Source organism: Actinomadura nitritigenes, assembly GCF_017573545.1.
GTDB classification, from domain to species: Bacteria; Actinomycetota; Actinomycetes; order Streptosporangiales; family Streptosporangiaceae; genus Spirillospora; species Spirillospora nitritigenes.
Genome location: NZ_JAGEOK010000021.1, coordinates 43,374 through 64,889, shown reverse-complemented (window position 1 = coordinate 64,889; position 21,516 = coordinate 43,374). Strand labels below are relative to the sequence as shown.

The window sequence follows — 21,516 nt, the reverse complement described above, 5'->3', positions numbered from 1 at the left end:
TAAGGCGAATCAGTATTTCCCGAGGGGGGACGAGCCCCCACGCCCCCGGCCGACTCCGTCGAGTTCAGTGGCCCCCACCGGCCAGGTTCAGCCCCACGACCCCGACGACGATGCACGCGAGCGCCCCGATCCTCACCGCGGAGACCTGGTCACCCATCACCAGCATCCCGAGGGCGGCGGTGCCGACGGCGCCGATCCCGACCCAGACGGCGTACGCGGTGCCGACGTCCAGCGTCTTCAGCGCATGGCTGAGCAGGCCGAAACCGGTCACGGCGAACACGAGGAACCCGAGGGACGGCGGCCACTCGGAGAAGTTCTTGCTGGCCTTCAGGCACAGCGCCATCGCGACCTCGAACAGGCCCGCGAGGATGACGAGGATCCACGCCATGGTGACTCCCGGATGCGTGAGACGGCACGGTCACGCGTCGTCTTCGCTTTCCGGGTACGGCGCACCTCGTCCGGGAGGGCCCCGGTCAGGGGCCTTCGATCGCGTCAACGGCCCCGCGGTGCGGGGTGTTCCCGCCGGTGGCCGATGTCACCGGCGGGAACGTCGGAACGCGGGGAACGCGGGGAACGCGGGGGACGCGGCGAACGCGGCCTCAGGAGCGTCCCAGCGCGCGGTACTCCCAGCCCGCGGAGCGCCACTTCTCGGCGTCCAGCGCGTGCCGGCCGTCCACGATCCGCTTGTGCCTGACGACCTGCGCCAGCGCGTCGGGCTCGATCTCCTTGAAGTCCGACCACTCGGTCAGCAGCACGACGACGTCGGCGTCCCGCGCGACGTCGAACGCGCTGTCGCCGTAGCGCAGCTCCGGGAACGCCCGCCGCGCGTTGTCGAGCGCCGCCGGGTCGAACACCCGGACGTGCCCGCCGAGCCCGTGCATGGTGCGCGCCACGTCCAGCGCGGGCGCGTCGCGGATGTCGTCGGAGTTCGGCTTGAACGCCGCGCCCCACGCCGCGATCCGCTTCCCGGAGATCCCGCCGAGCATCTCCCGGACGAGGTCGACGGTGCGGGCGCGCCGCCGCCGGTTGATGTCGTCGACCTCGCGCAGGAACGACACGGCCTGCCCGACGCCGAGCTCCTCCGCGCGGTGCGCGAACGCCCGGATGTCCTTCGGCAGGCAGCCGCCGCCGAAGCCGAGGCCCGGCTTGAGGAACTTGCCGCCGATCCGGTCGTCCAGCGCGAGCGAGTCCGCGAGGTGCTTGATGTCGGCGCCGACCGCCTCGCAGACCTCCGCCATCGCGTTGATGTAGGAGATCTTCGTGGCGAGGAAGGAGTTCGCGGCGACCTTCACCAGCTCGGCGGTCGCGAGGTCGGTGCGGACCACCGGCGTGCCGAGGTCCAGGATCGGCCGGAACGCGGCCTCCAGCCGCTCCAGCGCCCAGTCGGACGCGACGCCGAACACCAGCCGGTCGGGGCGCATCGTGTCGTCCACGGCGAAGCCCTCGCGCAGGAACTCGGGGTTCCACGCCACCTCGACCTCCTCGCCCGCCGGGGCGAGGTCGTGGATGACGCCGGTGATGCGCTGGGCCGTGCCGACCGGCACCGTCGACTTGCCGACGACCAGCGCGCGCCGGGTCAGGTTCGGCGCGAGCGCCCGTACGGCCGCGTCGACGTAGGTGAGGTCGGCGGCGTCCGACCCCGGCTGCTGCGGCGTCCCCACGCACAGGAAGTGGACGTCGCCGAACTCGCCGGCCTCCTCGAAGGAGGTGGTGAACCGCAGCCGGCCGGACTCCAGCGCCTTGGTGAGCAGCTCCGGCAGGCCGGGCTCGAAGAACGGCACCTCGCCGGACGCGAGCCTGTCGACCTTCCGCTGGTCGACGTCCACGCCGAGGACCTCGAAGCCCAGCACGGCCATGCAGATGGCGTGCGTGGCGCCCAGGTAGCCGGTGCCGATGACGGTGAGCCGCGGGGACTCCGTCGGGTTCATTGCACTTCTCCTTCTTCACAGCTGACGGAAGAGACGACTCCCGATGGCTCTAGGAGCACTTGCCCTTGTTGATCAGTTGGCCGCCGGTGACGCGGTTGTCGCAGGCGACCGTGTTGCCGTCCGAACCGAGGAAGATCCCGACGCCCTTGCCGCCGCCCAGGTCGATGACGTTGCGGCGGAAGACGTTCCCGGTGCCCCAGCCCTTGTACTCCTCGTGGGTCTGGAAACCGTCCTTGAGCGTCCTGGACCCGCGGTTGCCCTCGATCACGTAGCCGTTGCCCTTGGCGTCGACCCACGAGTCGTTGACGCTCCCGCCGGAGAGCTGCGAGCCGTCGAAGACGTTCCCGACGAGCCGCCCGCCCGACGTTCCCTCCTTGATGTCCACCGCCTCGGCGGTCGCGGTGATCCGGTTCCCGGCGACGAGGTTGGCGTCGCTGGCGTCCGGCCTGCCCTGGGTGAGCTGCCCCCAGTTGTTGTGCGACGAGCCGAGGTACACGCCCTCGCCGAAGCGCGGGTTCGCCCGGCCCGTCCGGTTGATCATGTTGTACTGCACCGCGTTGCCGGTGCTGAAATCGCGCAGGTGGACGGCCTCGTCGCCCACGTCGTGGACGTTCAGCCCCTGCACGACCGTCCCGCTGGTGCCGTCGAGCATGACGCCCTTCTGGCTGCGGGTGACGGTGAAGCCGATGAGCCGCCAGTGGCTCGCGTTCTCCAGGTGGAAGCCGTAGCCCTTGGAGACGGAGCCGCCGTCCAGCACCGACTGCGGCGTGCCGCACACGAAGATCGGCTTGGCCCGCGTGCCGGACTTCTGGCTGGAGAACTGGCCCGCGTACCGGCCCGGGGCCAGCCGGATGACGTCACCGGGCGCGGCCGTGTTCAGCTTCTCCTGCAGCTGGACGGCGCCGTGCACGGTCACGGTCGCCGTGGGGCACGCGATCCGCTGGTACGACGACGGCAGCGGCATCGCCGGCGCCGGCTGCCCGATCCCGCTCCCCGAGCCGGCCCCGGCCCCGGCGCCCGCGCCCGCGCCGTTCCCCGTGCCGGCGGGCGCGGCCTGCCCCGTCCCGGGGAACGGGTCGCTCTCGGCGGCCTCCTTGCCCTTGCCGCCGCCCTGGGTGGCCAGCACGACCACGGCGCTGGTCGCGACGGCCCCGACGGCCAGCAGCCCGGCGAACTTCACATCGATCTTCACGGTTCACCCCCGTCCCCCGTTCACGCGCCCCCGCGCGTCAGGAGCACTTGCCCTTCGCGGTGAGCTGGCCGCCGGACACCTTGTTGTTGCAGGCGATCGTGTTGCCGCCGACGGTGTCGTTGATGCCGACGCCCTTGCCGCCGTCCAGGTTGATCGTGTTGTTGCGGAAGGTGTTGCCGGTGCCCCAGCCGTTCATGATCTGGTGCACCTGGAAGCCGTCCGCGGGCGTCTTGTCGCCCTTGTTGCCCTCGATCAGGTAGCCGTTGCCCTTGACGTCCACCCACGAGTCGTTGTGCTTGTCGCCGCCGGTCCTCGACCCGTCGAACACGTTGTCCAGGATCTTGCCGCCCTTCGTGCCCTCCTTGATGTCGATCGCCTCCGCGGTGGCCCGGATGACGTTGCCGCGGACCACGTTGTTGTCGCTGTTGTCGACCTTGCCGTCGGAGACCGACTTGAAGTTGGACTGCGCGGTGCCGAGGTAGACGCCCTCGCCGAACTTCTCGCGCCGCAGGCCGGTGTTGAAGATCTTGTTGTACTGGATGGTGTTGCCGGTGGAGAAGTCCCGCACGTGGATGCCCTCGTCGCCGATGTCGTGCACGTTCAGGCCCTGGATGATGGACCCGTTCGTGGTGTCGCCGACGACGCCCTTCTGGCTGTTCTGGACGGTGAAGCCGATCAGCCGCCAGTAGTTCGCCTTGTCCAGGTGGAAGCCGTAGCCCTTCTTGACGCCGCCGCCGTCGATGATCGACCCCTGCTCGCCGCACAGGAAGATCGGCTGCTGCTGGGTGCCGGACGCGGTCGCGACGAACTTGCCGACGTACTTCCCGGGGTTCATCTTGATGACGTCGCCGGCCTGCGCCCCCTTCAGCGCCTGCTGGAGCGAGTTCGCGTCGCCGACGGTCTTGGTCGGCTTCGGGCAGGCGACCTTCCCGCCGCCGTCGGGGACGGGCAGCGTCAGCGGCGCGCCGGCCTGCGCGCCGCCGCCCGAGCCGCCGTCGCCGTCGCCGTTCCCCTCGCCGTCACCGGAGCCCTGGTCGCCGCCGCCCTGCGGGGCGGGGCTGATCTTGCCGTCCGCGGACGTCTTCTTCGAGTCGCCCCCGCCGCCCCCGCCGGTGAACAGGATCACCAGGCCGGCCGCCACCAGCGCGCCGACCGCGAGGCCGATGAGGAACTTGACGTCGATCTTGATCGTCATTGCTGAACTACTCCTTGGATGACCGCTCTGGTGCGTCGTGCCGCCGTGGGCGCCGGGCTAGCGCCCCGTGCGCGCACCGACTCGCTGACCGTCCTGGGAGGGGACGGTATCGGCGCGGCGGAGCAGCCGCACGGGCCGTTCCTCGAGCTTGTCCTGCGCCGAATACGGGTGGGCGCCGAGGCTGCCGATGCGCAGCCGCGTGCCACGGGAACGGAACATGGAGATGGCCACCAGCAGGAACACGCCCGCCCAGATGACGTTCATCGGCTTGAAGATCCGCTTCAGCCAGGTCACGAAGCCCGCGGTCTTGTGCCATCCCTTGATGTTGTTGTTGGCGTTCTGGTATTTGCCTGTGGCCCGGTCGAGGTCCATCACGCTCGTCCCGGCGCCGCTCAGGGTGTTGCCGGTGATGACGGAGCCGGTGACGTCGCCGCGCAGCGTGATCCCGTGCCGGTGCGCCGACTGCACCGTGTTGCCGTTGAACGTGCCGTTGGCGTCGCGGACGTACAGCGCGGTCTTCCCGCCGGTGACGACGTTGCCGGACACCGTCGCGGCCGCCATCCCGTCGCGGACGACGATCCCCTGCCGGGAGAAGCCCTTCACCTGGTTCCCCGCGATCTGGATGCGGGTGCCCTTCTCGCGCGCCACGATGCCCATGTCGCCGCCGGTGATCTGGCTGTTCTGCACGGCGACGCCGGTGCCGCCGAGCAGCTCCACCCCGTAGCGCCCGTTGTTCTTCGCGACGCTGCTGCTCACCAGGTTGTTGCCGAAGCTCGTGATCGCCTCGCCGGACGCCGACGGCCCCTCGGCGAGCGGCTCGCCGTTCAGCGTGAACCCGTTGCCGCCGTTGTCGTTCGACGTGCAGTTGGTGACGCGGACGCCCTCCGTCCCGCGCGACAGCACGAAGCCGTCGCCGCGGCTGGCGGTGACGGTGGTGTTCTCGATCGTCGCGTTCTTCGCGAACCGGTGCAGCAGCACCCCGTCGACCAGGCTGTTCCTGATGGCGGTGTTGGTGATCTGCACCTGGTTGGACGCGGTGACGAACACCCCGTAGGCGTCGCCGTCGAAGCGGGAGTGGTCGATCGTCCCGCTGACCAGGCTCGCCGCCGGGACCTCGAACGTGCCGCCCTTGCCGGCGCCGCCCGCCGGGGTGACCTGGACCCGCTGCCGGTCGCCCTGGGTCGCCTCCTGCTGGCCGTCCGGGAGCTGCACCCGGTGCGCGGGCCCGGCGTCGGCCGGTTCGGCGGACGAGTCCGGGCGGTCCGAGCCGGTCAGCGCGACGCCGCCGGTGCGGCCGCTCCAGAAGCCGAGGTCGGACGCCTGCGTGTAGTGCATCTCGAACGTGCCGCCGATCGCGCGGATGTAGGCGCGGCCGTCGGCGACCTGCGTGTCCGGCTTGTTCGTGTCGTCGTTCCAGCTGGTGAAGCGGACCGGGTTCTGCGCCGACCCGTTGATCCGGACGGTGCCGCCCGCGCTGACGATCGAGGTGAACGAGCCGGGCACGCTGCGCATCCGGATCGTCAGCGGGCCGGTGGAGCTCTGCAGGATCAGCTTGCCGCCGGCCGCGACCATGATGTTGACGCTGAGCAGGTAGGAGCCGTCGCTCTGCTTCTGGAAGTCCTGCCCGGCGAGCTTCTGCAGCTCGGAGACGTAGTACGGCTGCCGGCGCTGCGGCAGCATCAGCGTCCGGCCGGTGGCCGACGTCATCAGCCGCGGCTGGCGGGCCGCGGCGGCGGCCGCGCCGCCGCCCGCGAGGTCGGACTCCTGCTTCGCGCGGATCTGCATGACCCGCAGGTCCTCCTGGTCGACGAGCGTCGACTGCTGCCGCGCCGCGCTCGGCGCGACGTCGTCGACGCCCGGCAGCCCGGAGTTCTGCTGGGAGTAGACGCGGTAGGCGTACGTGCCGCCGCCCGCGAGGCCGAGGACGAGCAGCGTCACGACGACCTTGCCGGCGCCGCCCTTCTTCTTCCCGGCCGCTGTGCCGTGCCGCGGCCCCGCAGGCCCGGCCGGTGCCGGAGTCGGCCCGCTCATGTCAGACACCCCTTCGTTGCGGCTGCGGGACGCCGCCGCGCGGCGTCGGGTGCGGCGGCGTCGCCGGCGGCGGCACCGGGCGCGGTCCGGTCGTCTGCGACGCGTGCGGCGCGACCGGCTGCGGCATCGCGGGACGCGGCACGTTGCCGGGGACCGTCGGCGAGGCGGACGGCCCGCCCGGGGGCGGCGCGGCGTGCCGTCCGGCGACCGGCTGCCCGGGCGCCGCGGCGAGCGGGTTCCCGCCGAGGCCGCCGGCCCCGGCGCCCGCCATCGCGGGGGCGCCCGGCATCGGACCCGGCATCGGGCCGGGCATCGGGCCGGGCCGCGCGGGCATCGGCCGCGGCTGCGGACGCGCCGACCTTCGCGGCAGGCTCCACACCTGCCGCTTCTCCAGCGGCTGCTGCAGCATGTACGGGTGCAGGCCGAGCCGGCCGATCCGCTGCCGGTCGTTGCGGGCCCGGACCATCGAGAAGATGACGACCGCGAACACGCACGTCCAGATGACGTTCAGCGGCGTCAGGTACCGCTGGGCCTTCATCCACAGCGACGCGGTGTCGTGCCAGCCGTCGTCGTTGTTGTCCTCCTTGACGACCTTCCCGTGCGACCGGGACGTGCTGACCGCGCTGGTGCCGGACCCGCTGAGCGTGTTGTCGCGGATCTCCGAGCCGCCCGCCGGGCCGATCACCGAGATGCCGTGCGCCTTCGCGCCCCTGATCGTGTTGCCGAGCAGCGTGGCCGACGAGGAGCGCAGGTAGATGCCGGTGCGGGCGCCGTCGACGGTGTTGCCGGCGAGGTTCGCGTCCTGCACCCCGTCGCGCAGCGAGATGCCCTGCCGGACCTGCCCGGTCAGCTGGTTGCCGGAGATCTGCACGTTGGTGGCGGCGTCCCGGACGACGATGCCCATGTCGCCGCCGATGACCTTGCTGTTCTGCACCGACAGCTTGTCGCCGCCGAGCAGTTCGATCCCGTAGTGGCCGTTGTTCTTGGCCAGGCTGTTGTTGATCGAGCTGTCGCCGAAGCTCTCCAGCGACTCGCCGGACGCGGACGGCCCGTCCGCGAGCGCCTTGCCGTTCAGCGTGAAGCCGTCGTGGCCGTTCCTCTCCGCGGTGCAGTTGGTGACGCGGATCTTCTCGGTGGCCCGCGACAGCACGAACCCGTCGCCGCGGCTGCCCCGCACCGTCGTGTTCGCGATGTTGGCGTTCTTCGCGAACCGGTGCATGACCAGCCCGTTCACCAGGCTGTTCTGGATCTCGTCGTTGGTGATCTGGGTCTGGTTGGAGCCGGACACGAACAGCCCGAACGCGTCGCCGGTGACGGTGCTGTTGGTGATCGACCCGGTGACGAGGTCGGCGGCCGGGACGTGCGTGGCGGTGCCGCCGGGCGTCTCGGTCTCGATGTCGCCGGGGCCGCCGCCGGTGTTGCCGCCGTCCTGCTGCTGTTGCTGGCGCTTCTTCTTCGCCTCGTGCCGCTGCTGCTTGTTCAGGTGCTTGGTGGCGCTGGACGGGCGGTCGGTGCCGGTCAGCGCGATGCCGCCGGTCCGGCCGCTCCAGAAGCCGAGGTCGCTGACCCGGGTGTAGTCCATCCGGAACTCGCCGCCGACGGCGCGGATGTAGGCGCGGCCGTCGGCGACCTGCCGGTCCGGGGCGTTGACGCGCGGGTTCCAGCTGGTGATCTGCACCGGGTTGCGCTGGGTGCCCTTGATCTGGACGGTGCCGCCGAAGCTGACGATGGAGCTGAACGCGCCCGGCAGGCTGCCCATCCGCAGGACGAGCGGGCTCGTCCCGCTGGCCAGCAGCAGCTTCGCGCCGTCGGCCACGAACACGTGGATGCCGAGCAGGAACGAGCCGTCGCCCTGGCGGCGGAAGTACTGCCCGCCGTACTTGGCGAGGTCGGCGACGGTGTAGGGGCGTCCGGTGGCCGTCGCCGGCAGGACCAGCGTCTTGCCCTGCGCGGAGCCGAAGATCTGCGGCCGCTTCCACTGCGCGGTCGCCTGCCCGCCGATCATCAGGATCGCGGAGAGCACGGACCGCGTCTGCATGATCCGCTGGTCCTCCTGGTCGACCAGCGCGGCCTGCCGGTTGGCGTCGGCGACCGGGTCGGCGTGCGCGCGCGTCGCGGGCGTCCCGGGCAGCAGCCCGAGCGGGACGAGCCCCAGGCCGAGCGCGACGGCGGCCGCGGCGAGGCCCCGCCCCGGAGCGCTCGGCAGGCGCGGGCGGCGGTTCGGTCGTGTCACCTCAGCCCACTCCCTGGAGCGAGCTCGCGCTCTGCCCGGCGCCGCCGACCTGGTCGGAGGTGCGGGTCAGCCAGCCCTGCTTGTTCATCGTGACGAACGCGTACAGCTTGATCGGCAGCGAGATGCCGATGACGACGAACACGGTCAGCGGCAGCAGCAGGATCTCGCCGGGGTGCCGCTTGAGGTGCGACCAGCCGCGGATGCCGCGGCCGAGCAGGACCCAGCCGAGCGCGAGCGTGATGCCGAGCGGGTTGAAGTTGTCGGCCAGCCGGCTGAAGATCAGGTAGCCGAGGGTGACGGCCATGGTGACCGGGGTCAGCAGGATCTGCAGGACGGTCACCTTGGTGACGAACGGCGTCTTCCACAGCCACCCCTTCCACAGGGCGGTGAGGTAGCAGCGGTAGGAGTTGCGGCTCCACCGGATGCGCTGCTTGAAGAAGGCCCGGAACGAGTCGGGGAACATCGAGATCGCGCGCGCCGACGACTGGTGCACGGTCTTGTAGCCCTGCGACAGGGTGAGCCAGGTGAGCCGGCCGTCGTCGCCGGCGATGCAGCGGCGGCCGAGGAAGAACTCGTTCTCCAGGTTCTCCACGACGGGGAGGATCACCGAGCGGCGGTAGGCGGCGGTGCGGCCGGACAGGCAGGCGACGCCGCCCTTGGAGCCCATCGCGGGGACGTAGTCGTAGTAGCGCAGGTTGACCAGCCAGTCGGCGATGCGGCGCCACACGCTGGTCGTGCGCTGGAAGACGTTCTGCTGGGTGCCGACGCCGCCGACCTGCGGGTCCTCGAACGGCATCTGCACGGCGTCCAGCAGGCCGGGCTGCCACCAGGTGTCGGAGTCGGCGAACACGATGACCTCGCCGCGGGCGGCGCGGATGCCGACGCCGAGCGCCGAGCGCTTGCCGGAGTGCTCGTAGACGAGCACGTGCAGCCGCGGGTCGGTGACCTGGGCGAGCCGCCGGTGCCCCTCGGTGTCGCCGACGTCGATCACGATGATGACCTCGCTGGGGTTCTGGGCGAGCCAGCTCTCCAGGCAGCGGATGAGGATCTCGGGGTCCTCGCGGTAGGAGGGGACCACGACCGAGACGGTCGTCCGGAAGTTGTTGACGACCGGCTTGTCCATGCGGGACAGGATCACCCGGTAGAGCCAGAGCCCCCAGACCAGCAGTCCGGCGAAGCCCAGCGGGACGAACTTCCGCCAGTCGCCTCCGGCCGTCGCCCCCGCGACCGAACTCCAGGCGTCACTCAGCCACCCCGTGACAGACGACAAAACAGGTCCTCTCTCTCCCGTGGCATCGGCGGATCCGCCGACTCTTGCGACCCCGTGCCACCTCCAGTAAGAGTGAGCAGACCAGCAAATGGTTCACATTTGCCAGATGCGGCCACGCATGCCCCTTGTGTCGGGCCCTTTATCGTGCCGCTTGATCATCTGTCAAGGACCTTTCGGAATTCGTTCGTCGATCGAGGTGTTCGTCAGGAGCCGGACGTGCGAACGCCATGATTCGGAAACACCCGACTGGAAGTCAGTGGTCGTGTATAGGGATCGGGATCCGAATGCTGCCTATTCGTCCGTTTATTGCTCCGTGCCGGTACAGGGCGTGTGATTCGCGTCACGTTTAGCGGCCGCGCCGGGCCTCGATGTGGCCTGCGTCCCGGGATCCGTCCGGTTCGGGGTGGTTGCCACTGGTTACCAGCGGGTAGCATGATGGCGAGTTACTGACCAGTAGACGTGCGGGGCCGGCCGGCGCCGCCGGACCAGACGGAGTCTCGAATGGGGCACTACAAGAGCAACCTCCGGGACCTGGAGTTCAACCTCTTCGAGGTGTTCAAGCGCCAGGACCTCCTCGGCAGCGGGCCGTACGCCGACCTGGACGAGGACACGGTGCGCAGCATCCTCGACGAGGTGAACCGGCTCGCCGAGGGCCCGCTGGCCGAATCCTTCGAGGACGCCGACCGCCACCCGCCCACGTTCGACCCCGCCACCGGCAGCGTCGCGATGCCGGAGAGCTTCAAGAAGTCGTTCAAGGCGTGGATGGACGCCGAGTGGTACCGCCTCGACCTCGCCCCCGAGTTCGGCGGCAGCGGCGCCCCCCGCTCGCTGACCTGGGCCGTCGCGGAGCAGGTGCTCGGCGCCAACCCGGCGGTCTACATGTTCGCCTCCGGCCCCGGGTTCGCCCAGATCCTGTGGCACATCGGCACCCCGGAGCAGAAGAGGTTCGCCGAGCTGGCGCTCGAGCGGCAGTGGGGCGCCACGATGGTGCTGACCGAGCCGGACGCCGGCTCCGACGTCGGCGCCGGCCGCACCAAGGCCGTCCAGCAGCCCGACGGCACCTGGCACATCGAGGGCGTCAAGCGCTTCATCACCTCGGCCGAGCACGACATGGCCGAGAACATCTTCCACCTGGTGCTCGCCCGCCCCGAGGGCGCCGGCCCCGGCACCAAGGGCCTGTCGATGTTCCTCGTCCCCAAGTACCTGGTGGACCTGGAGACCGGTGAGCTCGGCGAGCGCAACGGCGCCTACGTCACCAACGTCGAGAAGAAGATGGGCCTCAAGGTCTCCACGACCTGCGAGCTCACCCTCGGCGAGAAGCACCCCGCGGTCGGCTACCTCGTCGGCGACGTGCACCAGGGCATCAAGCAGATGTTCCTCGTCATCGAGTACGCCCGGATGATGGTCGGCACCAAGGCGATCGCCACCCTGTCCACCGGCTACCTGAACGCGCTGGAGTACGCCAAGGAGCGCGTCCAGGGCGCCGACATGACGCAGATGACCGACAAGGCGGCCCCGCGCGTCACGATCACCCACCACCCGGACGTCCGCCGCAGCCTGATGACCCAGAAGGCGTACGCCGAGGGCATGCGGGCGCTGGTGCAGCTCACCGCCACCTACCAGGACGCGGTGCAGATCGCCGAGTTCGAGGGCCGCAAGGACGAGCAGGCCGAGAAGGTCAACGACCTGCTGCTCCCGATCGTCAAGGGCTTCGGCTCCGAGCGGGCCTACGCGCTGCTCGGCGCGGAGTCCCTGCAGACCTTCGGCGGCTCCGGCTTCCTGCAGGAGTACCCGGTCGAGCAGTACATCCGCGACTCCAAGATCGACACCCTGTACGAGGGCACCACCGCGATCCAGGGCCAGGACCTGTTCTTCCGCAAGATCCTCCGGGACAACGGCGAGGCCCTCAAGGTGCTCGCCGGGCAGGTCCAGGCGTTCGCCGAGTCCGACGCCGGCAACGGCCGGCTGAAGAACGAGCGGGCCCTGCTCGGCAAGGCGCTGGAGGACGTGCAGGGCATCCTGAACCCGATGATCGGGTGGGCGCTCGGCTCGATGGAGAACCCGAAGGAGCTGTACCGGGTCGGCCTCAACACCTCCCGGCTGCTGCTCGCCCTCGGCGACCTGATCGTCGCGTGGCTGCTGTGCCGGCAGGCCGAGGTCGCCCTGACCGCGCTCGGCGGCGGCGACGTCTCCGACGCCGACAAGGCGTTCTACACCGGCAAGGTCGCCGCCGCGCAGTTCTTCTGCCAGACCGTGCTGCCGCGCCTGGCGTCCGACCGCGCCGTCACCGAGGCCACCACCCTGGACGTGATGGAGCTGCCCGAAGAGGCCTTCTGAGACCCTCCGCCTCCCCGCGGACAGGGAACAGCGGCCCCCGCCACCCCGTGTGGCGGGGGCCGCTGCCGTTCCGGCGCCGGGGTCACTACTGTGGGCGCCGTCCCCGCCCCTCCCCCCGAACCGAACCGGAGAAGCCGATGCCGTTAAGCCGCCCGCGGGATCGCCGAAGCCGACAGCGCCTCTCCTTCGGCGTCCCCTTGGCCGTGTCCCTCGCCGGGGTGCTGGTCGCCGCGGGCTGCTCCGACTCCGGCAAGGCGAGCAAGAGCGACCCGCCGACGGCCAAGGGCGGCGGCCCCGCCACGCCCGCGGCGACCACCGCGGCGGCCGGGTTCAGCAAGGAGGGCTGGTTCGGCGGCGCGGACGGCCTGCACGCCCGGCTCCAGATCACCGGCGTCGAGCGGCAGGGCGCCAAGTCCGTCCTGAAGTACAGCCTCACCTCGCTCGACCAGGCTCCGAAGTCGGTGCCGGTCGAGATCGCCCTGCTCGACCCGGTCGCCGGGAAGCTGTACAAGCCGACCGCGACGACCAGCGCCGCGCAGCTCGCGCCCAACGCCACCCGGCAGATGCAGGCCGAGTACCCGGCGATCCCGCAGACCGTCCAGAAGGTCACCGCGATCACCCCGGGCACGGCGGGGGAGTACACCGGAATCCCGGTGACGGGCACGGGGGACTCGCCCGCGACGGGGTCCGGGGCGTCCGGCGGCAACCCGGCGGAGCTGTACGACATCACCGAGGGCGAGATCAAGGACGTCACGTCCAGCGGCACCGACGTCACGATGAACCTGCGCACCGACGTGCTGTTCGCGTTCAACTCGGCCAAGCTGTCCGGCCGCGCCAAGTCCGTCCTGGACGAGGCCGCGCAGGAGATCAAGGCGAAGGCCGACCCGGACAAGCGGCCGCTGACCTTCGACGGCCACACCGACAGCAAGGGCGGCGACTCCTACAACCTCAAGCTGTCCCGCCAGCGCGCCGAAGCCGTCATGGGCGAGATGAAGAAGCGGCTCGGCAACGCGTTCACGTACTCCGCGCACGGCAAGGGCGAGGCCGAGCCCGTCGCGAAGGAGGGCGGCAAGGACGACGCGCAGGCCCGCGCCCGCAACCGGCGCGTCGAGATCTCCTACGTCGTCCGGCAGCAGGCCGACGGCGCCACCGGCTCCAGCACCGCGGCCGCCGGCGGGCGCGGCGGCACGGTCGCGCCCGCCGCCTTCCACGGCCAGGACGGCAACACCGTCGCCAGCCGGTACGGGCGGTTCGGCGCCGACAAGCGCCGCCTGGACGTGAAGCCGTTCTACCGGGACGGCGCGTACATCGTCTGCGTCTTCACCATCACCGACGAAGGCCCAGGGACCACCCCGCCCGACGCGAACTACGCGCACAAGGACTACCCGGGCGGCGCGTTCACGTCGTTCTCCGTCCTCGCGCAGGGAGGCAAGGACGTGTACCGGGCCGTCCGGATCGGCCCCGGCGACCCCGGCAAGCCCGCCGCCTACGTCGACCCGGGCCGCGCCACCTTCCTCACCGCCGTGAACCAGCCTCAGCGCGGGTTCATCTACGTCCCGGCCCCGCCGGGGAACATCTCGTCGGTGGTCTTCGACGGCGGGCCGTTCGGGAAGGTCCTCAACGTCCCCGTCTCGTGACCGCGCTCCGCGTCACCGCTTGGCGGACGCCACGAACGCCGCGATGCTCCGGGCCGCCCGGTCCAGGTCGGCCTTGGCCGCGTGCGCCCCTCCGGCCGCCTGCACGAACGCGTAGGTGAGCGCGGCCGTGCAGAGGTCGGCCTGCGCCCACGGCTTGGTGCAGCCGACCACCGTCGGCCACCCGTTGGGATCCATCGTCGCGAGGGACACGGCCACGTAGGGGCTCGGCGGGCCGCCGTTCGTCACCTCGTCCTTCCGGATGGACGCCCGCACCGACGGCACTCCGGTCGGGATGGCCTGCACGGGCAGCACGGGCCGGCATTCGCCCTGCTTCCGCCCCTCCGGAGAGTCGGGGAAGTAGTCGCAGTCCATCTGGTACCTCGAGCCGACCCCTCCCGGCAGGACCTGGACGATCGACCCGGTCGGCCCCGCGCCCCCGGTCCCGGTGCGGGCCGGGATGTCCGTCTCCCCGCCGCCGTCCACGCCCAGCGCCCCCGCGCACCGCTCGGCGGCGGGGGCGATCAGGTACTGCCCGGTCTGGCTGCGGAAGACGGCCGCGCCCTTCGGGAGCCTGACCTGCTCGGGCAGGCGCACCTTCGCGGGCCCGGGGGACGGCGTCATCGTCGTTCTCGTCGGGCCGGCGTAGGTGGTGGTGGTGCAGTTCCGGACGGCGGCGACGGTGAGGGCGGACGGCGCGCCGGTGTCGTGCTTCCCGCCCGACCCGTGCCCGGCCGTGGTCACGACGACGACGGCGCCGGCGGCGACGACCGCCGCCGTCCCGGCCGCTGCCGCCAAGAGGCCCTTCGCCCCGCCGGCGGCTCCCTTCACGGCCGTCCCCCCGGCCTTCGCCGCGGCCTGGCCCGCGCCGTGCTGGGCGCCGTGCGCGGTGATGTGGCCGGCCGTCCCGCTCGATGCCTGGCCGGCGCCCTGCGAGGCGGCTTGGCCCGCCGCATGGCCTGCGGCCTGCCCGGCGGCTTGGCCCGCGGCCTGACCGGCCGCGTGACCCGCGGCCTGCCCGCCGGGGAGCAGCCAGGCGGCGAGCGGGAACAGCGCGGCGAGTGCCGCGGCCGCCCCCGCGAGCCCGCGGACGCCCCGTTCCTCCCAATCCGGCCCGTACGCCTCCCGGGCGACCCGTTCCAGGTCCGCGACGAAGGCGGCGGCGCCGGCCGGCCGGTCGTCCGGCGACTTGGCCATCCCGGCCGCGACCAGCGGACGCAGCGGCTCGGGGACGGTCTCGACCGGCACCGGCGCCGTGAGGTGCGCCCGCATCAGCTCCCGCCGGTCACCGCCGTAGGGCCGCCGCCCGCTGACGCATTCCACGAACACGCAGGTGGCCGAGTACACGTCGCCGGCGGGCCGGGCGACGTGCCGGTCCCACTGCTCGGGCGCCATGTAGGACGCGGTGCCCGAGCCGCCCGCCTCCCGCCCGGCCGGGACGGCGATGCCGAAGTCGACCAGCCGGCTCGTGCCGTCCGCCGGGACGACGACGTTCGCGGGCTTGTAGTCGCGGTGGACGACGCCCAGCGCATGCGCCGCCGCCAGGCCCAGCAGCGAGCCCTTCAACACGGCCAGGGACGCCTCGGGCCCGAGCGCCCCGTTCCGCGCGAGAAGCTCCTTCAGCGACACGCCGTCGACCGCCTCCATGATGATCGCGACGCCGTCCGCGCGCTCCACCAGGCGGTACAGGCGGGCGACGTGGGGGCTGTCGGCCCGCGCGAGCATGCGCGCCTCGTGGCGCATCCGCTCCCGGTCCGCCTCGTCCGCGCCACCGGCCAGATACTTGATCGCCACGGGCGCGCCGGACGCGTCGTTCCGCGCCAGGACGACCCGCCCCTGACCTCCGCGCCCGAGTTCGCGGACCTCGGTGTACCCGTCGACGTGCCAGCCGTTCATGCTTCCCCGCCTGTTCGTCCGGGAGTGAAGAGAGGCGGACCCGGCCCATGCCTCCGCCGCCGGGACTCCCGCCCGCGCGCACTGCGGAGATCCTATTCTCGCCGCCATATCCGAAAAAGGCGCGCCCGCGAACCGTATCCGCCGACGTCGATGTGCGGCTCTTTCGTCCGGCCATTTCCGGCCCGCGATATAGAGATCATCGCGGCCGGGTCAAGTACCCGACCGAAAAACGGGTCCGCCTACCCGGCCCGCCCCCGCACCAGGGGCAGGAACACCTCGTCCACGATCTCGGTCAGCACCGTGTCCGGGACCTCGGGCAGGCCGCGCACCGCGTACTCGCCGCGCAGCATCGTCATGGGAAGTGAGGCCACGCGCGGGTGCACCGCCTCCGGCGGGGCCTCGCCCCGCGCCACCGCGCGGCCGAGCAGCGCCAGCCACGCGTTGTCCATGGTGCCGTCGCCGGACCGCTCACGCAGCAGCCCCAGCAATTGCGGATCGTCCCCGGCGGCCGTGAGCAGTTCCCGCAACACGGCGCCCTGCGGCGACGACCATGTCGCGTTCGCCCGCCGGAGCAGCTCCAGCGCGTCGCCCCGCAACGTCCCGGTGTCCGGCACGGTCAGGTGCGCGCGCGCGAGCCGCCCGTACGCGGCGACGCCGAGCGCCGCCCGGTTCGGCCAGCGCCGGTAGATGGCGTTCTTGTTGGTGGCGGCGCGCCGGGCGACGTTGTCCATGGTCATCGCCGCGTAGCCGGACTCGCGCATCTCGTCGGCCGCCGCCTCCAGGATCGCCTCCTCGAGAGCCGCACCCCGCCGCCTCGTCCCCGGCATCGCGCCCACCTCCAGAGTACGAACCGTACGCCATGACCCCCGCGAGCCAAGCCAGAGCGATAATCGCCTCCTGAACATAAGGTACCTTACGTACCGTAAGAGGCGACTGATCGGAGAAGCATGCGCGCCTACGGCATCACCTACGACACCGGCTTCACGTCCGCCGGGACCACCACCCACGAGCCCTTCGACCCGGACCTGGTCCGCCGCGAGATGCGGATCATCCGGGACGAGCTGCGCTGCGACGCCGTCCGGATCACCGGCGGTCTCCAGGACCGCCTGGAGACCGCCTCGCGTCACGCCGCCGACGCCGGCCTGGAGGTCTGGTACTCGCCGTTCACCAACGGCCTCACCCAGGACGAGCTGACGGCGTTCATCCTCGACGGCGCCGAGCGCGCCGAGCGCATCCGCCGTTCCGGCGCGTCCGTCGTCTTCCTCACCGGCTCCGAGATCACCCTGTTCACGCACGGTTTCCTGCCGGGCGACGACCTTCGGGCCCGGGTGGCCCTGATGGCGGACCCCGTCCGCTTCCGCGCGCTGCTCCCCGATCTGCACCCCCGCGTGAACGCCTTCCTCGGCCGGGCCGTCGCCGCCGTCCGCGAGCGCTTCGCCGGCCCCGTCGGCTACGCGTCACTGCCGTTCGAAGGCGTCGACTGGGCCCCGTTCGACGTCATCGCCACCGACGCCGGATACCGCGACGCGAACACCGCCCCCGCCTTCGGCGAGTGCCTCGCCGGGCAGACGTCGCAGGGCAAGCCGTTCGCGGTCACCGAGTTCGGCTGCACCACCCACCGCGGCTCCGCCGACCTCGGCGGGCACGGCGAGTCCGTGCTCGAATACGACGAGCGCGCCCGCCCCGTCCGCATGACGAAGCCGCTCGTCCGCGACGAGCAGGAGCAGGCGGACTACATCCGCGAACTCCTCGAGGTCTACGACGGGGGCGGCGTCGACGCGGCCTTCGTCAACACGTTCGCCCGCCGCGACCTCCCCGCGTCGTCCGACCCCGAACGCGACTTCGACAAGGCCAGCTACGGCATCGTGAAGATCCTCGAGCCCGGCGCCGCCCTGCCGCCCGACGGGCTCCCCTGGGAGCGCAAGGCCGCCTTCCACGCCCTCGCCACCTACCCCCGCACCCGCCCCGCCCCCCGTTGAGCCGACGCCCACCATGCGGCAGGCGTGGGTGCCGGTCGGGTGCAACGGCCGCAACCGTGCCCGGCCGGGGCGTGCTAGTCAGCCGCAGGAATCCCCAGGATGTAACCGAGCAGACCAACGGAATCGGGCCGGTGATGTCCGTCGGGCGCCCAACCCTGGGAGCGGTAGAAGGCCTGGGCGCGCTGGTTGAAGTCTTGAACCCACAGGCGGGCCGTGCTCACGGACGCCGCCTGCCATGCCCGAACACAAGCCCTGTGCAGGTCGGTGCCGATGCCTTGCCGGAAGCTGCCGGGATCAACGTAAAGGTGCATCTCGCTGCTCACGCGCGGATCGGGGTCGGGATGGGCGCACGCCCCGATCATCGCGAATCCCACGGGACGGTCCGCTCGGTGAGCGAGAAAGACCGTGTGATCGTCAGAGCCGAGGATTCGGCCCCAGTAGTCGCGTCGGGCCACGGCCTTGGCCGGATCGGTGAGTTCGGCCTCTTCGACGAATCCTCGGTAGTAGTCGGAACGGGCCCGGGTGTGCAGCCCGGCGACCGCATCGAGGTCTCCTGGCATGGCCGTGCGGATTCGGGTTGGAGAAGGTCTCATGTCGCCTTCGATGGCGGAGGGGCGGTGGCTTGTTCATGGTCGGCGCTTGATGGCGTCGAGGACTTCGGCGAGGTGGCCGCGGGCCTGTGCGGAGCGCAGGTGATCCAGGTAGTCGCGGGATTCGACGATCTTCCCGTCCCGGACCCGGAGGACGAAGATCCCGGGGATGGTGAACGGCTCGCCGGTCTCCACCACGGTTCCCTCGTACCGGAACTCGGCGACGATGACCTCGGGGTCCGCCGTCTCGTGGACGGTGATTCCGGCCGGCCGGCGGCGCAGGGTGCGCCCTGGAGGGGCGCCGGGCGGCGCGGTGACCCCGAAGTGCGCGCGCAGGTCGTCGAGGGATCGCATCGGCGGCGGCGCGAGCGGATGGAAGGGGTGCTCGACGTGGAGCCGTTCGGCGTACAGGTCGATCACCTCTTCCCAGCGTTCCTCGCAGACGCCGTGGACGAGCTTCAGAAAGACCTCGCGTGGAGTCAGGGGTTCGGGCATGAGGCTTCTCCCACTAGAGCCCACCTGCCGTCGGTGATGGCCGCGCGGCAGGACGGCCGGTGCGGAGGTCGGGCATGGAGCACAGTAGTTCGTTGGAGAATTATTCGTCAACGAACTATCTGGCATCGCCGACGTGGCTCGGGGCCGGCGAGCGCGACGAGGGCGCGCGCCCGGTCGGCGCGCGCCCTCGTCCTGTCCGGGACTACGGCTGGGTGGGCAGGGTCTTGCAGGTGGAGGGGCTCGGCTTGCCGGTGAGGCGGTCGGTGAGCCAGGAGACCGCGTCACCCTGGTCGAGGAGCAGCGGCGCGAAGTGGTTCAGGAGCGTCTTGTCGCCGAGGTCGGGCAGGTCGACGGGGACGTAGCTGACGTTGCCGCCCCGCCGGCACCAGTCGACGGCGAGCTGCCGCGCCTGCGCGTGCGGGACGATGTCGTCCTTGACCCCCGTCGTCAGCCGGACGGGCCCGGCGGGCTTGAGCGTGCCGATGCGCTGCTTGTCCAGGACGGCCCGCGCCTCCGGGATGGCGGGGATGATGTCGCCGATGGGCTTCCCGCTGACGCTCCACTTGGTGCTGGAGGTGAAGCCGTACTTGAACAGCACGTCGCCCACGCACATGGTGGACATGTCCTTGAGCGCCGCCTTGCCCGCCGCGTTGATGTTGTCGTCGACGAGGCGGCGCAGGGCGGGGTCGGACTGGGCGAAGCCGTTGATCGACCAGCCGAGTGCCCCGACGAGCGCGCTGCCGTCGATGCCCTTCATGACGGCGGTCAGGTCGGCGGGCGGCGCCCCGGCGTAGGTGCCGGCCAGGTGGACGTCGGGCGCGTAGGACGGCTGGAGTTCGGCCGCCGCGGCGCTGGCGCCGCCGCCCTGGCTGTAGCCGTAGAGCCCGACCTTCGACGTCGCCGTGATGGACGCCCCCGGCACGGCGTGCGCGGCGCGGGCGGCGTCGAGGAGGGCGTGCCCCTCGTCGGCGCGGTTCACGTAGGTGTGGAGCCGGTCGGTGGCGCCGAGGCCGACGTAGTCGGTGACGACCACCGCCGCGCCGCTGGACAGCAGCCGGTAGATCGCCAGGTCCTCGTAGGCCACGGACATGGTGTCGCCGGTCAGCGTCAGCGGGTTCTGCAGGCCGTACGAGGGGGCGCACTGGTCGCCCTGCCCCATCGTCCCGGAGGCCAGCGCGACCAGCGGCCGGGGGCCGCCGCCGTTCCAGGCCGCCGAGGGCTCGATGTAGGCGCCCGTCACCGCGACGGGCTTCCCGTTGGAGTCGGTGGACCTGTACATCAGCCGCGTCGCCTTGCCGGGCAGCGGGCGGCCGTCCAGCCCCGGCAGGCTCAGCCCGAGCGGCAGCGGCTCGGTGCGGACGAGCGTGCCGTTGGCGCGCGGCAGCACGGCGGGCGGGTTGTAGAAGACCGGGATCGTGACTCCCCGGGACACCACGGGCGCCGGGCCCGGGGTCGCCGCCAGGCCCGGTCCGGCCTGGACGGTCGCCGCGAGGGCGCCCGCCGACGACACGGCCAGCACCCTGCGCGCCAGGGATCCGGTTCTCCTCATGCTCGCTCCAGGGGACGGCCGATAAGGACGCGCTTACTCTGCCACCTGTTGACGCCGCGTCCTATAAGCGGGGTGCGCAATCGGAGCGCTCCAACCCACCTCCGGCTGACATGCCGGAGGCGCGCGCCGGACCGGCGCGCCTCCGGAGCGATTCGTCAGGACCAGGTGAGCATGCGGAGCGGGTCCTCGAGCATGTCGCGCAGGACGCGGGAGCCGAGCTCGCCGTCGACGATGTGGTGGTCGAACGACAGCGCGAGCGTGGTGACCATCGGGTGCCGCGCGGCGCCGTTGTCCACCGCGACGGTGGCCGCGAGGCGCCGCCCCTTCGCCAAGGGGTCTTCGATGTCCCAGTTTTATGACCTTCGTCCCGTGTGCCGGGTCGAGTGGGCGGACACAATTCGACTGACACTTGAACAGCGCGAGCCGTCCGGCGGAGGTCATCGATGGGCATCGGCGTCAGCATCTTCCTGATCACCCTTGGTCTGATCCTCAAGTTCGCCGTCAACGCGGACGCGCTGACCGATCCGGTCGACGTGCACGTCATCGGCGTCATCCTCGTCATCGTCGGCGGGTTGATGCTCGCTCTGCAGCTGGTCCTGATGCTGCGGCCGTCGGCGAGGGACGAGGAGCACGGCCCCGACGGCCACTCCGACCCCTTCCACGAGGAGTACTTCGAGGAGGACCGCTCCCCCGGTGGCCACCTCCACGGTGAAGAGGGCCACCGCCCGTGACGCCGCAGGTCAACGCGGCTCGAACGTGACGGTTGGGTTCGGCGCGCTGCTGACGGCCGCGCTGCAGGAACCGATGTTCTTGGCATTGACCCGCAGGTCGACGCGGACCGACGCGGTGCCGCGCAACTGCGCGTCGGCACCCTCGATCAGCGCGAGCTCGATCTCGATCTCGATCTCGATCTCGATCTCGCCGAGCGTGCCGCTGAAGTCGACCTCGACGGTGCTCTGCCCGATTCCGGGCTTGATCGTGTGCGACCAGTGGCCGGAGAAGGTCCTGCCCTCGAGCAGGCGGTCGGCCGCCATGTCGAGCAGTCGAGCGTCGACGCTCAGGAAGGCCGTCCCCGCGGGCCATCCGCCCGAGGGCGGCCGGAGCGACGGGCCGGGCTCGATGCAGGTCGAGGGTCGTGAGAAAGGCGCGGGGCCCTGAGGGACGGCGCCCGGCACATGCCGGAGGCG

The 21,516-nt window shown here is 71.5% G+C and carries 17 protein-coding genes, 1 pseudogene and 1 riboswitch; of the genes and pseudogenes, 4 read left to right on the top strand and 14 right to left on the bottom strand.

Going from position 1 to position 21,516, the window contains the following annotated elements:
- Positions 1-64 precede the first annotated feature (64 nt).
- The 7 genes from J4557_RS29830 to J4557_RS29800 all read right to left on the bottom strand — a co-directional run bounded on the left by J4557_RS29830 (position 65) and on the right by J4557_RS29800 (position 9,849).
- A complete protein-coding gene (locus tag J4557_RS29830) occupies positions 65-388 on the bottom strand; it encodes a DMT family transporter (RefSeq protein ID WP_208270078.1) in 324 nt (107 codons plus the stop codon).
- A gap of 31 nt (positions 389-419) precedes the next feature.
- A riboswitch (guanidine-III (ykkC-III) riboswitch) is annotated at positions 420-486 on the bottom strand.
- A gap of 113 nt (positions 487-599) precedes the next feature.
- The gene (locus J4557_RS29825; RefSeq protein WP_208270077.1) at positions 600-1,928 is read right to left on the bottom strand and encodes a UDP-glucose dehydrogenase family protein; all 1,329 of its coding nucleotides are present in this window, start codon (positions 1,926-1,928) and stop codon (positions 600-602) included.
- A 49-nt stretch (positions 1,929-1,977) separates the two neighbouring features.
- Positions 1,978-3,120: a NosD domain-containing protein gene (locus J4557_RS29820; RefSeq protein ID WP_208270076.1), complete on the bottom strand. Its 1,143-nt coding sequence runs from the start codon at positions 3,118-3,120 to the stop codon at positions 1,978-1,980.
- Positions 3,121-3,157: 37 nt separating this feature from the next.
- Positions 3,158-4,315: a right-handed parallel beta-helix repeat-containing protein gene (locus J4557_RS29815; protein ID WP_208270075.1), complete on the bottom strand. Its 1,158-nt coding sequence runs from the start codon at positions 4,313-4,315 to the stop codon at positions 3,158-3,160.
- Positions 4,316-4,372: 57 nt separating this feature from the next.
- The gene (locus J4557_RS29810) at positions 4,373-6,346 is read right to left on the bottom strand and encodes a right-handed parallel beta-helix repeat-containing protein (protein WP_208270074.1); all 1,974 of its coding nucleotides are present in this window, start codon (positions 6,344-6,346) and stop codon (positions 4,373-4,375) included.
- A 1-nt stretch (position 6,347) separates the two neighbouring features.
- Positions 6,348-8,579 carry a right-handed parallel beta-helix repeat-containing protein gene (locus J4557_RS29805; RefSeq protein ID WP_208270073.1) on the bottom strand — a complete coding sequence of 744 codons (2,232 nt, stop codon included), beginning with the start codon at positions 8,577-8,579 and terminating at the stop codon, positions 6,348-6,350.
- A 1-nt stretch (position 8,580) separates the two neighbouring features.
- Complete coding sequence (locus J4557_RS29800; RefSeq protein WP_208270072.1) at positions 8,581-9,849, bottom strand: glycosyltransferase family 2 protein; 1,269 nt, start codon at positions 9,847-9,849, stop codon at positions 8,581-8,583.
- A gap of 501 nt (positions 9,850-10,350) precedes the next feature.
- Between J4557_RS29800 and J4557_RS29795 the strand changes: the two genes are divergently transcribed.
- Positions 10,351-12,186 (top strand): acyl-CoA dehydrogenase, encoded by a 1,836-nt coding sequence (locus J4557_RS29795; RefSeq protein ID WP_208270071.1) that lies wholly within the window; start codon positions 10,351-10,353, stop codon positions 12,184-12,186.
- 203 nt (positions 12,187-12,389) lie between these two features.
- Complete coding sequence (locus J4557_RS29790; RefSeq protein WP_307800299.1) at positions 12,390-13,823, top strand: OmpA family protein; 1,434 nt, start codon at positions 12,390-12,392, stop codon at positions 13,821-13,823.
- Positions 13,824-13,835: 12 nt separating this feature from the next.
- Here the strand turns inward: J4557_RS29790 and J4557_RS29785 are convergent, their stop codons facing one another.
- Both J4557_RS29785 and J4557_RS29780 read right to left on the bottom strand, forming a co-directional pair.
- The gene (locus J4557_RS29785) at positions 13,836-15,716 is read right to left on the bottom strand and encodes a serine/threonine-protein kinase (protein ID WP_208270069.1); all 1,881 of its coding nucleotides are present in this window, start codon (positions 15,714-15,716) and stop codon (positions 13,836-13,838) included.
- 239 nt (positions 15,717-15,955) lie between these two features.
- The gene (locus tag J4557_RS29780) at positions 15,956-16,543 is read right to left on the bottom strand and encodes a TetR/AcrR family transcriptional regulator (RefSeq protein WP_208270068.1); all 588 of its coding nucleotides are present in this window, start codon (positions 16,541-16,543) and stop codon (positions 15,956-15,958) included.
- Between the two features lie 120 nt (positions 16,544-16,663).
- Here J4557_RS29780 and J4557_RS29775 point away from each other — a divergent pair, with 120 nt between their 5' ends.
- A complete protein-coding gene (locus J4557_RS29775; RefSeq protein WP_208270067.1) occupies positions 16,664-17,695 on the top strand; it encodes a glycoside hydrolase family 113 protein in 1,032 nt (343 codons plus the stop codon).
- Between the two features lie 74 nt (positions 17,696-17,769).
- Here the strand turns inward: J4557_RS29775 and J4557_RS29770 are convergent, their stop codons facing one another.
- From J4557_RS29770 to J4557_RS29755, 4 genes and pseudogenes are all read right to left on the bottom strand, one after another.
- Complete coding sequence (locus J4557_RS29770; protein WP_208270066.1) at positions 17,770-18,255, bottom strand: GNAT family N-acetyltransferase; 486 nt, start codon at positions 18,253-18,255, stop codon at positions 17,770-17,772.
- A gap of 66 nt (positions 18,256-18,321) precedes the next feature.
- Positions 18,322-18,780 carry a nuclear transport factor 2 family protein gene (locus tag J4557_RS29765; protein WP_208270065.1) on the bottom strand — a complete coding sequence of 153 codons (459 nt, stop codon included), beginning with the start codon at positions 18,778-18,780 and terminating at the stop codon, positions 18,322-18,324.
- A gap of 202 nt (positions 18,781-18,982) precedes the next feature.
- Complete coding sequence (locus tag J4557_RS29760) at positions 18,983-20,329, bottom strand: lipase family protein (RefSeq protein ID WP_208270064.1); 1,347 nt, start codon at positions 20,327-20,329, stop codon at positions 18,983-18,985.
- A 155-nt stretch (positions 20,330-20,484) separates the two neighbouring features.
- Positions 20,485-20,598 (bottom strand): annotated as a pseudogene (locus J4557_RS29755) (2-oxo acid dehydrogenase subunit E2); the annotation flags it as partial.
- Between the two features lie 174 nt (positions 20,599-20,772).
- Between J4557_RS29755 and J4557_RS29750 the strand changes: the two are divergent.
- Positions 20,773-21,060 (top strand): DUF6458 family protein, encoded by a 288-nt coding sequence (locus J4557_RS29750; RefSeq protein ID WP_208270063.1) that lies wholly within the window; start codon positions 20,773-20,775, stop codon positions 21,058-21,060.
- 9 nt (positions 21,061-21,069) lie between these two features.
- Here J4557_RS29750 and J4557_RS29745 read toward each other — a convergent pair whose 3' ends face one another.
- Positions 21,070-21,363 (bottom strand): hypothetical protein, encoded by a 294-nt coding sequence (locus J4557_RS29745; RefSeq protein ID WP_208270062.1) that lies wholly within the window; start codon positions 21,361-21,363, stop codon positions 21,070-21,072.
- Between the last annotated feature and the right edge of the window lie 153 nt (positions 21,364-21,516).

Coding starts and splice junctions, on each gene's coding strand:
- J4557_RS29830 (WP_208270078.1), bottom strand. CDS start 388: ATGGCGTGGATCCTCGTCATCCTCGCGGGCCTGTTCGAGGTCGCGATG.
- J4557_RS29825 (WP_208270077.1), bottom strand. CDS start 1,928: ATGAACCCGACGGAGTCCCCGCGGCTCACCGTCATCGGCACCGGCTAC.
- J4557_RS29770 (WP_208270066.1), bottom strand. CDS start 18,255: ATGCCAGGAGACCTCGATGCGGTCGCCGGGCTGCACACCCGGGCCCGT.
- J4557_RS29815 (WP_208270075.1), bottom strand. CDS start 4,315: ATGACGATCAAGATCGACGTCAAGTTCCTCATCGGCCTCGCGGTCGGC.
- J4557_RS29810 (WP_208270074.1), bottom strand. CDS start 6,346: ATGAGCGGGCCGACTCCGGCACCGGCCGGGCCTGCGGGGCCGCGGCAC.
- J4557_RS29780 (WP_208270068.1), bottom strand. CDS start 16,543: ATGCCGGGGACGAGGCGGCGGGGTGCGGCTCTCGAGGAGGCGATCCTG.
- J4557_RS29795 (WP_208270071.1), top strand. CDS start 10,351: ATGGGGCACTACAAGAGCAACCTCCGGGACCTGGAGTTCAACCTCTTC.
- J4557_RS29775 (WP_208270067.1), top strand. CDS start 16,664: ATGCGCGCCTACGGCATCACCTACGACACCGGCTTCACGTCCGCCGGG.
- J4557_RS29785 (WP_208270069.1), bottom strand. CDS start 15,716: ATGAACGGCTGGCACGTCGACGGGTACACCGAGGTCCGCGAACTCGGG.
- J4557_RS29745 (WP_208270062.1), bottom strand. CDS start 21,363: ATGGCGGCCGACCGCCTGCTCGAGGGCAGGACCTTCTCCGGCCACTGG.
- J4557_RS29760 (WP_208270064.1), bottom strand. CDS start 20,329: ATGAGGAGAACCGGATCCCTGGCGCGCAGGGTGCTGGCCGTGTCGTCG.
- J4557_RS29765 (WP_208270065.1), bottom strand. CDS start 18,780: ATGCCCGAACCCCTGACTCCACGCGAGGTCTTTCTGAAGCTCGTCCAC.
- J4557_RS29750 (WP_208270063.1), top strand. CDS start 20,773: ATGGGCATCGGCGTCAGCATCTTCCTGATCACCCTTGGTCTGATCCTC.